We start from the raw sequence: 16,082 nt of genomic DNA on the forward strand, positions 1-16,082 counted from the left end.
CGATTACTAAAACGAGGGGAGTAACAAACAACATGATACGAGTTTCTTTGCAAACAAAGATTTTAACATTGATTACTTCCTTAATATTGTTTGTTACTATTATTTTCACAGGAATTATAGCATATATAGAAACTCAACAAACGGAAAAAAACATGGGACAGCGTGCATTGCAAGTAGCAACGACGATCTCTTTTATGCCCACCATTAAGAATGCATTTGCATTAGAAGAACCATCGAGCGTCATCCAACCATTTGCAGAAGAAATTCGAAAAAGGACAGGGGCAGAGTTTGTCGTGGTCGGTAACGCAGATGGTATGAGATATTCTCACCCTGATGCGTGGAAAATTGGCAGGCACATGGTTGGTGGGGATAATGGCAGAGCCTTAATTGATGGGGAATATTACACGTCAAAAGCTGTTGGGAGTCTTGGACCGTCACTTCGTGGGAAAGCACCCATTTTCAATGAACAAGGAGAGATCATCGGTCTCGTTTCGGTTGGCTTTATGATTGATGATATTCAAACAGTTATTATTAATAAAATCATAAAAATCAGTGGACTTGCTCTTATCGTCATACTCCTGGGAGTCGTTGGTGGAATTGCATTAACGAGGAACATTCGAAAAGATACATTAGGACTTGAGCCGCATGAAATTGCCTCCCTATTCCGGGATCGACATGCCATCTTACTTTCCATTGACGAGGGAATAATTGCGATGGACCAAGAAGGGGAAATTTCGATGATGAACCCTTCTGCACAACGGATACTAGGTTTATCAAAGGATTGCAGAAATAAAAAGATTGAAGATGTAATTCCGAATACACAAATGTACAATGTTTTAAAGTCAGGGGAAAAAGATCAGAACGTTGAAATGATTTTACGAAACCGAAATGTGATCGTTAACCGTACGCCGATCATTGAAAATGGTAATGTTGTTGGGGTAGTAGCTAGTTTTAAAGATAAAACTGAGGTTAACGAGATGCTGAATACTCTGACAGAGGTCCGAAGCTACTCGGAGGACTTAAGGGCTCAAACGCATGAATTCACAAACAAGCTTTACGTTCTGTCAGGCTTATTACAGCTTGGTCATTATAAAGAAGCGATCGAATTCATTCAAACGGAATCGGAAGTGCATAGACACCAAAACAAGGTGTTGCTTGGGCAAATAAAAGACAGAACGGTTCAGGCTATTTTATTAGGAAAAATCGGGAAGGCGTCAGAAAAGAAGATAACGTTTGATATTGATCCAAATACATCGCTGAACCAGCTGCCTAATCATATTGATATGTTTAAAGTTGTGACCATTCTTGGAAACTTGATCGATAATGCAATGGAAGCAGTAGAGAATCAGGGCGAGAAGCGAGTTGTATTTTTTGCAACAGATATTGGAAAGGATATCGTCTTTGATATTTCGGATAATGGAATCGGTATTCTAGAGGAAAAGATGGAGTTTCTTTTCCAAAGGGGATATTCCACAAAAGATATGGAAGAAAGAGGATTTGGGTTATCGATCGTAAAAGAAATTGTAGATGAACTAGAGGGACAAATCGAAATTCATAACCAAGAAAATGGCGGAGCAGTATTTTCAGTATTTTTGCCAAAACAGATGTCCGATAATCTAAGCAAATACGCATGAGAAATACAGGGGGAATAAAGATGATTCATGTTGTGATTGCAGAAGATGACTTTCGAGTCGCAGGCATACATGAGAAGTTTCTATCAAAAGTAACAGGGGTAAAAATTGTTGGTAAGGCTATAAACGGGAATGACACGTTACAGCTGGTAAAAGAACATCATGTTGACTTGATTTTGTTAGATATATACATGCCCGACGCACTTGGAACTGATCTTATTTCAGAACTTCGAGCCTTGAACTCCAATATTGATATCATCATGATATCAGCTGCCACAGAAAAAGAAATGGTTGAAGAGTCTTTACGGAATGGTGTTTTCGATTATATTATTAAACCAGTTAAAATGAACCGGTTCATCGCGACATTAGAACGATATAAACGTACAAAAAAAGAGCTGGATGTTAGGGATGAATTAGATCAAACCTTTTTGGATGATTATTTTGGATTTGCAAATTCAACAGTCAAAACTGAAAAGCAAACACCAAAAGGAATCGACCCGTTGACGCTTGAAAAGGTGAAAAATCGTTTAAGTGAAATCGGCTCTGCGATCACTGCGGAGGAGATGGGAAAAAATATTGGAGCATCCCGTACAACAGCAAGGAGATACCTGGAGCACCTTATCTCGGTAGGTGAGGGGGAAGCGGAGCTCGTATACGGGATTGTCGGACGCCCGGAAAGAAAATATAGACTGAAATCCTTTTAACGAAATGGTTCCCTTTTTGGGAGGCAACCTTAAAAATGACATGAGAAATGTCCTGTGAATTATACAGGACATTTGCTTATTTTCGAGGGTTTCATGAAATGCTTCATGTATTTGGATTGAAGGATTTATATGATGATTCAAATGACTGGTCAATTATGTACTACAGCAGTGATTCGACGGCTTCGGGTTTAATAAATTCGAAATACGAATAAAAGAGGGAGCACATCAATGAATAGAAAAAAGATTGTAGCGGGGTTAATTAGTATGAGTTTTGTGGGTATAGTATATTGGAACATAGCTGAACATGATACGAATACCGTTACGCAAGCAGGAAATCAGAGTAATGCAGTAAGTGAAGAGAAGAATAATCTCCCGAATATCAACCCAAAAGAAATCTATGGAACGGTTGAAAGCCAGTCTATATGGGCATTTGATCCAAGTATACCTGAAAATTTATTTACCGCCGGAGCAGCTTCTATCGTTCAATTGAAAGTTCTTACAATTGGAGAGGCAGAAATTCTACCTAAAACGGAAAATTTCTATACTCAAGAGCCACATACCCCTATTGAAGTTGAAATTGTAGACACAATTTCCGGGATTCCATTATCTGGGGAGAAGACTGTGTATATGAAAGGTGGAGAAATAAGAATATCGAAATTAATTAAACATTTGGATAAAGGTTCAATTGATAAGATAAGGTTCAATAAATTATCTCAAAAGGTAAAGGATTCCAAGTTTATATCTTATACGTCGGATCATCGTTACAAGATGAAAACTGGAAAAGAATACACAGTAATTTTAATGCCTCAAACAGAAAGCATCTTTACGGTAATGGGAAGTGGATACGGAATCTTTGACATAGAAAAAGATAAAAGCGGTAAAAAAATATATAAAAATGTGTTAACAGGCAAAGATTCACCTTTAAAATTCTAATGTAATATCATTAATGAGTACCCAGTAAAAATATGATTATAACAACAGATCACCAATAGTCTCCTTAATAGGAGACTATTTTTAATTGTGCGATCCACTAGCAGAATGAATAGCGTATTTACCGAAAACATGCAAGTAAACTATTATCAACAGTTTATGAATTGCGAGAGGTATTTTTTTTGGAGTCGCCCCCGTGAACAAAATGAACAAAATGCACACAACGCTCTTTTTGTCCATTATTTTGAAAACGGTTACATTTTAGAAAATATAAATTATAGTCGTTAGCAAGGGGTTGAACAAGCCCCTTAACAAATGATTTAAGGGGGAATTTTTAACGTGAAGAAACTATTATTTACATTTATACTAATCTTTCTCATGATCTTTGCAGCGGCTTGTTCTTCAGGTGGCGGTGAAGAAGCCAATGGATCTGGAGATGGCACTTGGACACCAGAAAAACCGATTGAAATTGTTGCACCAGGCGGAGCTGGTGGTGGATGGGATACAACAGCTCGTATGGCAGCAAAGGTATTTGAAGAAGCAGGAATTATTGAGCAAGATATTGGTGTTGTGAACAAGCCAGGTGGTGGTGGAGCCGTTGGCTGGGCATACATCACGGAAAAAAATAACCCACACAATATTTTCGTGAACTCTCCTCCAATCCTTCTCGTTCCGTTAAATGGACAGTCTGAGTATGGACATGAGGATTTCACACCAATTGCTAACGTGATTGCAGACTATGGTGCATTTGCGGTAAAAGCGGATGCTAAGTGGGATAACTTGAATGAATTGTTTGAGGATATGAAGAAGGATCCATCAAGTATTACAGTAGTAGGCGCCTCTTCCCCAGGAAGTATGGACCACATCCAATTCGTGAAAATCGCGAAAGCAGCGGGTGTAGATATTACGAAAATCAAATATGTATCTGACCAAGATGGTGGTGCTTTGACTTCCCTGCTTAATGGAAGTGTAGATGTTTACTCTACTGGTATTGCCGAAACGGTTGAGCAGGTAAAGGCTGGTAAGATCCGTGTACTTGGCATTACGGCTCCAGAACGTTTAGAGGGAGAGACGCTTTCTGAATTCCCGACGGCAAAAGAACAAGGAATTGACGCTACTTTTGTTAACTGGCGTGGTTTCTTTGGACCTCCAAACATGGATGAAGCGGCACTGAAATTCTATGAAGAGAAATTCAAGGAATTAAGTGAGTCTGAAGAGTTTGCAGATATTCGCAGCAAATTCGGATGGGCCGACATGTACATGAACAGTCAAGAATACACAGAGTTCTTGGATAAGGAAAAGAAAGAGATTAAAAGTTTATTAGATGAATTAGGTTTAGGAAAATAATTAGTGGTTGGAGCCAGTGTTTTCATTGGCTCCTTTCTCTAAAGGGTGGTGTCATACGTGTTTCATACAGTCAACAGAAAAGTTTCTATTGCCCTATTGCTTTTGGCTATATTTTATCTTGTGTTAAGTTTTAAGCTTCCTTCTTATGCATATGTTCCAGTTGACTCAGATCTCGTACCAATTGGACTTGGCTTTATTTTAATAGGGTTATCGGTAGCTCTATTCTTTCAAAAGGACTACGAAAAAGAAGAACATGAGGAACGTATTCCAAGAAAAGAACTTCCTATTGTTTTAGGTGTAGTAGGATTCATTATTTTTTACATTTTTCTTCTTGAAATAATCGGTTTTATCCTCGTTACGGTGTTATTCCTTTTCTTTTGTTCCTTATTTCTTGGTTATAGGAAGCACATGATCAATGCAGCAGTTTCACTTGCTGTACCGATATTGATTTATATATTATTTGACTCATTTTTAAAAGTTCAACTACCAATGGGAATATTGCCGTTTTAAGGGGAGGTAAACAACATGGATGTATTTCAAGGGCTAGCCCAAGGTTTTCAAGTAGCACTGAGTTTGGAAGGGATTATGTTTGTTCTCATTGGAGTAATTGTTGGAACAGTCATTGGCATGATTCCAGGACTAGGCCCCATCACAGCAATTGCTGTTATGATTCCAATCACATATGGCATGGATCCTGCGATTGCTTTATTGCTCATGGCAGGTATCTATTATGGAGCTGCCTATGGTGGTGCAGCTTCTTCTATTTTACTCAATGCACCAGGTGTGTCCGAGGCAGTGGCGACAACGTTTGATGGATACCCGATGGCAAAGCAAGGGAAAGCGGGGAAGGCTCTAGCAATTGCAGCGATTGGTTCGTTTGTTGGCGGTACGCTTAGTGTTATTCTCTTATCCTTCTTTGCACCGTTGTTATCAAAAGTAGCTGTATCGTTCGGTCCGCCGGAGTATTTTGCATTAATGCTCATGGGTCTGACAGCTATTTCAAGTCTTTCAGAGGGTTCGACGACAAAAGCATTGATTGCAGGCGTTATTGGATTGATGATTGCAACAATTGGAATTGATGGCCAAACGGGTACCCTTCGATTCACCTTTGGAAATCCGCACCTGATGGAAGGTATCGATTTCCTCGTTATTGCTCTAGGGCTATTTGCACTCGCTGAGGTAACGTCCCTTATTTTAGCGAGAAAAAATAAAATGACCGACATGCATGAGGTTGGCAGCCTTAAACTGACAAAATCCGATTATAAGGAAATGGGCGGGACGATGGGCAGACAGTCCGTCCTTGGTTTCATAATAGGTGTATTGCCAGGTGCAGGCGGTACGATTTCTTCTTTCCTTGGATATATAAGTGAAAAGAAACTTTCAAAGAATCCTGAGGAGTTTGGAAAAGGATCGATCCGCGGGGTAGCAGCACCTGAAACAGCGAACAATGCTGCGAATAATGGTGCGTTTGTTCCATTGCTAAGCTTAGGTATCCCAGGCTCTGGCACAACTGCTGTCATGCTTGGAGCGCTGATTGTACTTGGTATCCAGCCTGGACCGCTGCTGATGACCGATCATCCAGACGTATTCTGGGGAGTAATTGCGAGTATGTATATCGGGAACGTATTTCTATTAATTTTAAATTTGCCGCTTATCCCATATTTGGCTCGTATTCTATTAGTACCTAGACCATTGCTTATTTCATTGGTTATTGTGTTTTGTGTAATCGGAGTATATGCAATCAGCTTCAGCACATTTGACCTTTATCTATTATTGGCATTCGGGATTATCGGATATGTGATGCGATTGATTAAGTTTCCTGCTGCACCGCTATTATTGGCGTTTATCCTTGGGGGCATGATGGAACAGGCATTCCGCCAATCCCTTACAATTTCAAATGGCAGTTTATCGATCTTTGTAACCAACCCGATTGCAGCAACGATGCTATGCATAGCCTTTTTGTCCTTTATTGTTCCGATCATTAAGAACCGTAAGTCTAATAAACGGGAAGACAATATCGATCAAAGTGCTTAACGGATCGTAAGGTGATGAAATGAAGTGGAAACTGCCGGTTTTTCTGATTGTGATCGGACTAGGGATCCTTTCGAAAAATACGATTTTAACTAACTTTACAATGGAACAGCAGCTTACACTTTTATTATTAGCGATTGCCGTTTACTTATGGATTGCTTCACCATTACCGTCAGCCGCAACGAGTGTATTGCTGCTTGCATGTATGCTGTTGTTCAACCTGGCAGATGGAGTAGAGGAAGCGGTTATCGGATTTCTATCTCCTGCTCTCTACTTTATTTTCTTGCTATCTATCATCAGCCACGCATTAGTAAAAGTTAGGATTGACCGTGCTATTGCTAGATTTTTGATCAAATTAAGTAAAGGTGGACCCAGGTATATTGTGTTTGGGTTGCCTATCCTAATATTGATGCTGCCAATCGTCCTGCCATCTGCTGTTGCACGATTTAAAATACTACTTCCAATAATTAATCGATTGAACCAATATTATCGGTTTGGAGAACAAAGCCTATTTAAAAAATACTGCCTGTACGTCATAGGGATGATGAATCAAAATGCAACGATGATCATCTTTACTGGTGGTGGTTTCCCGATCTTAGCCTCCCAATTGTTAAAGGATTATCATATAGCTGAGTTAGGGTGGCTGGATTGGTTTCTTCATATTGCTCCACCATTATGGATTGGACTTATTATTGTTGCGCTCTTTGTTTGGAATTACTTAAAGGCAACGACAAAAGATATAGATTGGGATGAACGAGGTGGGATGATTGGTGAGATTGATCAAAATAAAGATCCAATCTCACCTTTGTTCTGGGTCGTTATCGGAAGTTTTCTGCTCATGATTGTCGCATGGATTGTGACAGACCAGGATCAAGTGCCTTTGTTACTGCCGCCAATGCTTTTGGTCGTCTTTTATGCATTTCCTAAGATTAATCTCATAAATGACCAGGTCGTTCGTGGATACGATTGGGAGAATTTTTTGCTTTTAGGATCGTCTTTTTCAATCGGTATATTGCTTGAGGAAAATGGAACGGCCCATGCCCTCGCAAACGAATTGATCAATATTGTGCCACAGGACGCTGGTATAACGCTAAAGGTCCTTGCTATTACGTTATTTGTGTTTGTATTACGTTTCTTATTTGTTGTCCCATCTTCAGCGATGATTGTTATTTTTCCAATCGTTATCTCTTATGCAGAATTGATCGGAATTGCGCCAATTGGACTCGCCTTTCTGGTTGTGATGATTATTGGAGGCGTGATGATTCTCCCTATTCATTCCCCGACAACGTTTTATGCATATGAGACAGGGGTATTTCGGAAAAATGAGCAATACAAAATCGGACTTTTTTCCAGCTTTATCGTTATTGTGATGGCGGTCTTGGCTGCTCTCTTTTATTGGTGATGGTTTAGTGAAAATAGGAGGAATTTGATAATGAATAGAGTTGCTGAAACTAGTGTTAAAGTAGACACATTATTAGAGGAAATCGCCAATTATGTATTGGATAAAGAAATTACGAGTGAGGAAGTAATCGAGACGGGAAAATATGTCTTGCTTGATTCATTAGGATGTGGGTTTCTTGCATTGCGGTATCCAGAATGTACAAAGCATTTAGGACCAATCGTCCCGAATACAATTGTGCCAGACGGAAGTCGCGTGCCAGGCACCAATTATGTGTTGGATCCGGTGCAAGCTGCGTTTAATATTGGAACGATCATTCGTTGGCTCGATTACAATGATACGTGGTTAGCGGCAGAATGGGGGCATCCGTCCGATAATTTAGGTGGTATTTTGGCAGCTGCCGACTACATTAGCAGAAAAAACCGATCAGTAGGAAAGCCCCCTCTAACGATGAAGGATGTATTGATCGCCTCCATAAAGGCGCATGAAATTCAAGGCGTTTTGGCTTTGGAAAATAGCCTTAACCGACGAGGACTTGATCATGTGCTATACGTGAAGATCGCTACGACAGCTGTTGTAACAGGATTGCTTGGTGGAACACGAGAAGAAGTAATCAATGCGGTTTCAAATGCATGGATCGACAATGCAAGTCTTAGAACGTATCGGCATTTTCCTAACACGGGTTCCCGTAAATCATGGGCTGCTGGAGACGCAACAAGCCGAGGTGTGCGTCTTGCAATGATGGCAGTTAAAGGGGAAATGGGGTATCCAACAGCGTTATCTGCACCAGGATGGGGCTTTCAAGATGTCCTTTTTGAAGGGAAGGAGTTAACGTTAGCGCGTCCACTTGACTCATATGTCATGGAAAATATTTTGTTTAAAATTTCGTATCCTGCAGAATTTCATGCACAAACGGCAGCAGAATGTGCGGTCGAGCTACACTCTCAAGTTGCAAACCGTTTGGATGACATTGATAGTATTACCATCACCACACATGAATCAGCGATCCGAATCATTGATAAAAAAGGTCCGCTCCATAATCCAGCGGACAGGGACCATTGCATTCAATATATCACGGCAATTGGGCTTATCTTTGGTGATGTAACAGCGGATCATTATGAGGATGCAGTTGCAAAAGACCCGCGTATCGATACCCTTCGTGAAAAAATGCAAGTGGTAGAGGATGAGAGATATAGCGTAGATTATCTTGATCCTGATAAGCGTTCGATTGCAAATGCGGTGCAGGTTCATTTCACTGATGGAACTTCTACAGAAAGAGTGGTGCAGGAGTATCCTTTAGGCCATCGCTTCCGTCGTGACGAAGGGATCCCTAAGCTAATGAAAAAATTCCGTGATAATGTGTACGTGCATTTTTCAGGAAAACAAGCCAATCAAATTTTTGCAGAATTTGAAGATATAGAGGAATTGAAAAAACGACCCGTCCACGAATTTATGGAAACATTTAGGATATAGGTGGTGATGTTGATGAGTTGGATGGTACAGGAACAGAAAAGTCAAAAGGAACTCTCTGGCAGGTTCCGCAACCTGATTTTGGAGGACAATATATTAAAAATGCCTGGTGCCCATGATGCAATGGCTGGTTTGGTCGCTAAGAAGGTCGGTTTCAAAGCTTTGTATTTGTCGGGTGCAGCCTACACGGCTAGTAGAGGCCTTCCGGACTTAGGAATGATCAACTCAGCCGAGGTAGCTGAAAGAGTCCGAGATATTGTGCGAGCAACGAATCTACCAATTTTGGCCGATATCGACACTGGGTTTGGAGGCATCCTAAATGTAGCAAGGGCAGCGCGAGAAATGGTAGAAGCTGGTGTAGCGGCCGTGCAAATTGAAGATCAGGAGCTCCCAAAGAAATGCGGCCATTTAAACGGAAAGAAACTCGTAACGAAGGAAGAGATGGTGCAAAAAATTAAAACCATTAAAGAGGTTGCACCAACACTAATCGTGGTTGCGCGGACCGACGCCAATGCAGTGGAAGGTTTAGAGGCTGCAATTAGCAGGGCAAAAGATTACGTCGAGGCTGGCGCTGATGCAATTTTTCCAGAAGCATTAACAGATGAATTGGAATTCGAGAGATTCAAAAAAGAAGTGGATGCACCGTTACTAGCAAACATGACCGAATTCGGTAAAACCCCCTATTATACAGCAGAACAATTTCAGCAGTTCGGCTATCGTATGGTCATCTATCCCGTCACATCGTTACGTGTAGCTGCAAAAGCATACGAGCGCGTGTTCCAAGAAATTATGGAAATGGGTACTCAAGAGGGAATGCTCGATGACATGCAAACCCGGAAAGAGCTCTATCAAACGATCGGCTACTATGATTACGAGGAGCTGGACAATAAGATTGCTAAGACGGTGTTGGAATAACAATTTGGTTTAGAGAAGAAATTACAGTGTTCACGGACATTAATGTTGGTAACCAGACATTAATGTTGGTAACCGTACAATATTGTTGGTAACTAGACATTATTGTTGTTAACCGGAAAATGAGATAAATACCCAAAAACGTGATCTGGAAGTCATAAATGACAGCCAGGCACGTTTTTTATTTTGTTGAGCATATTTAAACCTTATTCCAATAAGCCCAGGTTGTTGATTAAAGGAGGGCATTTAAAGTTGTATATTGAATTCGTATCTTATTCTAGAAAAGGGCCATATTCTGGAGTAAGGAAGGTAATTAATTGGTTCATCTTCAATTTGTAAGTTATGCCGTTAAAGGGCAAATTAATTGTATAAGGAAAGATGGGAAATTGAAACAAAAGATCTATTTAGCTACTAATCAAATGGAATAAACAAGACTTAGTACCCCGATAAGAGTCGTTACTATTGCCTTGTGTAAAATTTTATCAATTATAGCTAAAATTTGTATTATAAGCTTTTATGGGGGTACTTATATGTCGAAAAAGAGATTATCTTGTTTAATTTTTATTTTTACTTTCGTAATAATTGGACTGACCTTTCCGAAGCATGCAGATGCTTATGGAGTGGGGAGTTCAGGAAATTTTACGAATCCTAATTTTCAAGATGTAATTTATGACGAAGTCTACAATCGCTACGAACCAGTTGATTGGAAAGTTCTATCTTCCAGTATGGAGGTTTGGTTGGATCATTCGAATGGATATCCAGACCTCGAAGGGAATCGGAGTTTACATTACCTCCCAGTGACAAGTCAAGTGGTTCTAATTACTGGTCTGGTTATATGGAATCAGTTAGTAATACGTATAAAAGTGATTATGGACAGGTATTGTATGGAGGCTCTGAGAAAGTTTACTACGTAGGTAATCAACCATTCATAATTGCTTTTAGGGAAAAAAGAAGTGATACAAGTGCAGGACTTGATAATATATGGCGTGTCAGGGTTCAGGATTTTGAGTTAAAAGCAGATGGAACATTTGAAAAGAACTATGAGTCTTACTATGCAACTTCTGATAGAAAAACAACTTATGGATATAAACATGGGTTTCATGCACTTGATGGATCTACCAGCCCCAATGTTTCTGGTGGTTATAATCAGTGGATTACAAATTATATTACCATCTATCCAGACCCGGCTCATCCGATTTATTATATAGGAGAAGTTCAGTTTGAAAGATTTTTATCACCTGATAAAATATGGGAAGGATGGATTGATAACTTTTGGATCGGTCCCGCAGACCAGTTTAATTACGCTTTAACTGGGAGTGAGACCAAGAATGCAACGACTGGTTCGTATTATAATCAAACCAAAGTAGCCGATCCCGTTGATATTGCAACTGGTGCGTATACATATAGTCACAAAGACATTAATATCCCAACACGAGGTGGTATCCCGCTTAGTTTTGAACGTTATTACAATTCAACAAACAGGACGGATGGACCGCTAGGCATCGGTTGGGGTCATACGTATGACAGTAATATCACAACCAGGACGGATGGATCGGTTGATGTCCATTATCCAGATGGCAAAACCGTATATTTTGAGAAGACAGAAACGGGTTTCAAATCAGTAGCAGGGGTTTTTGAAACACTGACTCAGAATAGTGACGGCACGTTTGATCTTATCTTTAAGGACCAAAAGGTTTATCACTATGATAGTCAAGGTCGCTTGGCGTCGATGACAGATAAAAACGGGAATTCACTGACATTAACCTATAACACGGATAATCAAGTGCAAACGGTAACAGGCCCGGCAGGCAGAACATTAAGTTTTACGTATACTACCAACGGAAAAATCGACTCGATTACAGACCCCTTATCTCGAACTGTACGATTCGGCTATGACGGAGATGGGCAGTTAACGACGGCTACAAATAAGAGGGGTCATTCGACAACCTATACATACGACATCAATGGAATGACGTCGATTACCGATCCAGAGGGCCATACGTTTATCGAAAATGTCTATGATCAGCGCTCACGTGTCATCAAACAATATGATGCCAACGGAAGTGTGGCGACCTTCAGGTACGATGATGCTAATCAAAAAACGACGTTTACTGATTACAATGGAAATACAACCATCTATACATTTAACGGCCACTACCGTGTCACAAGTAAAACTGATGCCAAAGGAAACAAAGTAACCTTTACCTTTGATAATGACATGAACCAAACGAGCGTAACGGATAAGAATGGCAACACCACCGAGTACACGTTTGACGACCGCGGTAACGTTTTAACCACCACTATGCCGGACACAGATGGTGATGCGACAAATGATACGATGGAAATGGCTTACAACACCGATAACACCATTGATTATAAAATCGATGCCAAAGGATATAAAACGGATTACACCTATGACACAAATGGAAACTTAATTGAACAAAAACGAACCAAAGCGGATGGGAGCATTGTTAAAACTTCCTATACTTACAACAGCTACGGCCAACGGTGCGACTGTTACTGATGCAGAAGGACATACTACAACATTTACCTATAATTCTTATGGAGATCTCGATACAGAAACAGATGCGTTAGGGTTTGTCACTGACTATACCTTTGATAAAGTCGGTCGCATGACAGAGAAGGTCAGTCCGAAAGGCAGTCTTTCCGGCGCTGTTAAGGAAAACTGGACGACCTATTACGTCTACGATGACGAAGATAATTTAATAAAGGTGACCGATCCTAACGATCAGGTAACCACCTATACGTACGATAAAAACAATAAAAAACTCAGTGAAACCGACCCTCTCGGACGTACTACCACCTATAAATATGATGGGAACGGTCGGGTAATAGAAAAAACAATCGAAAAGAGTGCAACAGAGACGCTGACGACAACATATGAAAGGGATCCGAATGGAAACGTCATTCGTATAACCGACCTTAAGGAAATATAACCCGGAAAGTATATGATGGACTAGATCAGTTAACCGCAGCTGTTAATCCATTGCTGAATGCCACGTCATATACATATGATCCAAACGGTAATCAAAAAACGGTCAGCGATCAATCCACCGCCACTATTTCTGACGACGTCATCACTAGTTTTTATGTTGATTATGACGTGTATTACGAACATACCTTTTATGTGGAAGCTTGGTATAATGATCAATGGAATGTCGTTTTCCAAGCTTCAATGGACCAAGATGCAAAATGGGTCGACCTTACAGCTGAACAACCTGCTACGAAGCTTCGGACAAGGTATACGACTACGACATTTGCTGACACTAGTGCCTATGGCGATATCATTAGGGTCAAGACGAAATCCCAAACGTATGAACAAGCAACGAGCGGTCTTTTGAGGATGGATTACAAAGGAGAAAACCAGGACACGTACAGCGATCCTTGGCAGCCTAATGAGGTTGTTACCATAACTGAAGGTCCTGTAATTAAAGAGTTTTTCTATGATGAACGGAATCAAAAGTCAAAGGTCATTAAGTATGTTGACGGCGTAGAGCGTTCGAAAAGTTTTGTCTATGATACGATGGGGAATGTCTTAACAGCGACGGATGGAAGAGGTCAAACCACATCTTATCAATACGATCCGTTTTCACGGTTGACGAAGGTAACCGATCCGAAAGGAAATGTTACTGAATATCAATATGATAATGTTGGAAACCGGACCAAAGTGATCAATGCCAAGGGCAACATCACGACCTATACGTATGATGCTGTTAACCAGAGACTCACCGAGACAGATCCACTTCAGAAAACTATTAAATACGAGTATGATGGGAATGGGAATCTTGATACAAAAATAGATTCTAAGGGACAAATCATAGATTATCAGTATGACCGATTAGACCGATCAACGAAAAAAGCGTACTCCGGTACATCGGTAACTTACACCTATGATGCAGCTGGAAATCGGTTATCCATGTTAGACGGAACTGGTGAAACGGTTTATACGTATACACACCAGGGTCAATTGGAGAGTGTGACAGACCCTAATGGGCGCGTAGTCAGCTATACGTATGACGATAACGGTAATCTCAAAACGATTACGTATCCAGATGCGACAACGGTTACCTACGCCTATAACAAAGCGGATCAAATGGTGAGCGTTACCGACTGGAACGGCAAGGTTACTCAAATTGATCCGGACCCACGAGGGCTAACTGACCAAAAAACGTTTCCGAACGGGGTAACAACGAATTATACGTATAACAGTCTTGGAGAAGTGGAAACGATTAAAAGTACGCTTGACCAAACGGTCCTCAGTGAACGCTCTTATACGTATGATGCCAATGGAAATCGAAAAAGCATGATGGATGGAATATTAGGTGAGACGAGCTATACGTATGATGCTCTCAACCAGCTAACAGATGTTACGTACCCTGACTTGGAGACGATCTCCTATTCCTATGATGCAAACGGGAACCGTAAAAGCCTGACGAATCGTAATGGTACAACCTCCTATACGTATAATGATGCCGATCAATTATCTTCGGTAGGGTCAACAATCTATAATTATGATGCCAATGGAAATCAGACGGCGAAAGGGGCAAGTACCTACAGCTACGATAGTGAAAACCGGTTAACCCAGGTCATCAAGGAGAACGGTCAAACGATCGACTATACGTATAACGGCGATGGTGAAAAGGTTGCGAAAGCAGTCAATGGTGAAATAAATGAATACGTTTATGATCAAGGGTTATCACTATCCAGGTTGTTAGTTGAATATGACGGAACCGGTTCCATTTCAACGAAATACATCTATGGCAAAGAGCTGATCGCCAAAGAGAATGCGGACGGCAGTATTTTCTACTATCTTAACGATGTTCTTGGCAGTACAATCGCCTTAACGGATCGTTTAGGTGATGTGGTTGCTAGATTCCAATACGATGCATTTGGTCAAATCCGAAGCCAAAGTGGAACTCAAGATACGACCATGCAGTTTACTGGGGAACAAGCAGAAGCAGAGGCGGGCTTGATATATCTCCGTTCCAGGTATTACGATCCAAGTACCGGACGTTTTATTACAAAAGATAGTTTCGAAGGGTTTGAAGACGATCCGATTTCTCAAAACCGTTACACCTATGCCTATAACAATCCAGTCACGCTCACGGACCCTAGCGGACATAGTCCGAAAGAAGGAGCATCCTTCTTAGATAAGGCAAAATCATTTGGTATTGGTGTATTTGATTTTGCAATCGGTGATGACATAAGAACATTAGCAGATGGTGAGTGGAATTCAAAAGATTTACTTGCTGCCGCTTCATTCAACCCATGGGGAAAAGGACTAAAAGCACTAAAGTTAGTACGAAAGCTTACTAAGGGTAAAGGTAATGCTACCGACTTTTACGTTACACCTAAAGGAGAAGCGGTACCTGCTACAAGAAGTGGCTTTAATAATAATTTATCAAAAATGACAGAGGAGAATGGAAAGTATCGTGGGAATAGTAGTAATGGACCAGTGAGAGTAAGGATTGAAGATGCTCATAAGCCAAGTAATAACCCTAACGTAAAAATGAAACCCGACCACGATATTCCACATGTTCATGTAGAACATCGTAAAAATGGTCTAACTGGTCCGTGGGGGCAAGGAGACCCTTCAAATAATACTTCTTTTCCACAATATTGGTTAAAATAGGAGGA

Annotated in this window: 12 protein-coding genes; all 12 read left to right on the top strand. The window is 40.6% G+C overall.

Annotated features, from left to right (window positions below; translation table 11 throughout):
* Positions 1 to 32 precede the first annotated feature (32 nt).
* Positions 33 to 1,634: an ATP-binding protein gene (locus MOJ78_RS06145; protein WP_304980321.1), complete on the top strand. Its 1,602-nt coding sequence runs from the start codon at positions 33 to 35 to the stop codon at positions 1,632 to 1,634.
* A 20-nt stretch (positions 1,635 to 1,654) separates the two neighbouring features.
* Positions 1,655 to 2,335, top strand: a complete 681-nt coding sequence (locus MOJ78_RS06150; protein WP_304980322.1) for a response regulator — start codon at positions 1,655 to 1,657, stop codon at positions 2,333 to 2,335.
* 228 nt (positions 2,336 to 2,563) lie between these two features.
* Positions 2,564 to 3,268 (top strand): hypothetical protein, encoded by a 705-nt coding sequence (locus MOJ78_RS06155; protein WP_304980323.1) that lies wholly within the window; start codon positions 2,564 to 2,566, stop codon positions 3,266 to 3,268.
* Between the two features lie 336 nt (positions 3,269 to 3,604).
* Complete coding sequence (locus MOJ78_RS06160; RefSeq protein WP_370529773.1) at positions 3,605 to 4,612, top strand: tripartite tricarboxylate transporter substrate binding protein; 1,008 nt, start codon at positions 3,605 to 3,607, stop codon at positions 4,610 to 4,612.
* 57 nt (positions 4,613 to 4,669) lie between these two features.
* Entirely contained in the window at positions 4,670 to 5,122 is a 453-nt protein-coding gene (locus MOJ78_RS06165; protein WP_304980324.1) for a tripartite tricarboxylate transporter TctB family protein, read from the top strand.
* Positions 5,123 to 5,137: 15 nt separating this feature from the next.
* Positions 5,138 to 6,646: a tripartite tricarboxylate transporter permease gene (locus tag MOJ78_RS06170; RefSeq protein WP_304980325.1), complete on the top strand. Its 1,509-nt coding sequence runs from the start codon at positions 5,138 to 5,140 to the stop codon at positions 6,644 to 6,646.
* A gap of 19 nt (positions 6,647 to 6,665) precedes the next feature.
* Positions 6,666 to 8,045, top strand: a complete 1,380-nt coding sequence (locus tag MOJ78_RS06175; RefSeq protein ID WP_304980326.1) for an SLC13 family permease — start codon at positions 6,666 to 6,668, stop codon at positions 8,043 to 8,045.
* A 30-nt stretch (positions 8,046 to 8,075) separates the two neighbouring features.
* The gene (locus MOJ78_RS06180) at positions 8,076 to 9,515 is read left to right on the top strand and encodes a bifunctional 2-methylcitrate dehydratase/aconitate hydratase (protein WP_304980327.1); all 1,440 of its coding nucleotides are present in this window, start codon (positions 8,076 to 8,078) and stop codon (positions 9,513 to 9,515) included.
* Positions 9,516 to 9,527: 12 nt separating this feature from the next.
* Positions 9,528 to 10,427, top strand: a complete 900-nt coding sequence (gene prpB / locus MOJ78_RS06185; RefSeq protein WP_304980328.1) for a methylisocitrate lyase — start codon at positions 9,528 to 9,530, stop codon at positions 10,425 to 10,427.
* Positions 10,428 to 11,259: 832 nt separating this feature from the next.
* Positions 11,260 to 12,948 carry a DUF6531 domain-containing protein gene (locus MOJ78_RS06190; protein WP_304980329.1) on the top strand — a complete coding sequence of 563 codons (1,689 nt, stop codon included), beginning with the start codon at positions 11,260 to 11,262 and terminating at the stop codon, positions 12,946 to 12,948.
* A complete protein-coding gene (locus tag MOJ78_RS06195; RefSeq protein ID WP_304980330.1) occupies positions 12,893 to 13,381 on the top strand; it encodes a hypothetical protein in 489 nt (162 codons plus the stop codon). Before MOJ78_RS06190 ends, MOJ78_RS06195 begins: the two co-directional genes overlap by 56 nt.
* Before the next feature lie 50 nt (positions 13,382 to 13,431).
* Complete coding sequence (locus MOJ78_RS06200; RefSeq protein WP_304980331.1) at positions 13,432 to 16,077, top strand: RHS repeat domain-containing protein; 2,646 nt, start codon at positions 13,432 to 13,434, stop codon at positions 16,075 to 16,077.
* Positions 16,078 to 16,082 lie beyond the last annotated feature (5 nt).

Origin of the sequence: Alkalihalobacillus sp. AL-G (assembly GCF_030643805.1) — a bacterium.
Lineage (GTDB): Bacteria > Bacillota > Bacilli > Bacillales > Fictibacillaceae > Pseudalkalibacillus.

Coding starts and splice junctions, on each gene's coding strand:
- MOJ78_RS06145 (WP_304980321.1), top strand. CDS start 33: ATGATACGAGTTTCTTTGCAAACAAAGATTTTAACATTGATTACTTCC.
- MOJ78_RS06150 (WP_304980322.1), top strand. CDS start 1,655: ATGATTCATGTTGTGATTGCAGAAGATGACTTTCGAGTCGCAGGCATA.
- MOJ78_RS06155 (WP_304980323.1), top strand. CDS start 2,564: ATGAATAGAAAAAAGATTGTAGCGGGGTTAATTAGTATGAGTTTTGTG.
- MOJ78_RS06170 (WP_304980325.1), top strand. CDS start 5,138: ATGGATGTATTTCAAGGGCTAGCCCAAGGTTTTCAAGTAGCACTGAGT.
- MOJ78_RS06175 (WP_304980326.1), top strand. CDS start 6,666: ATGAAGTGGAAACTGCCGGTTTTTCTGATTGTGATCGGACTAGGGATC.
- MOJ78_RS06180 (WP_304980327.1), top strand. CDS start 8,076: ATGAATAGAGTTGCTGAAACTAGTGTTAAAGTAGACACATTATTAGAG.
- prpB (WP_304980328.1), top strand. CDS start 9,528: ATGAGTTGGATGGTACAGGAACAGAAAAGTCAAAAGGAACTCTCTGGC.
- MOJ78_RS06190 (WP_304980329.1), top strand. CDS start 11,260: ATGGAATCAGTTAGTAATACGTATAAAAGTGATTATGGACAGGTATTG.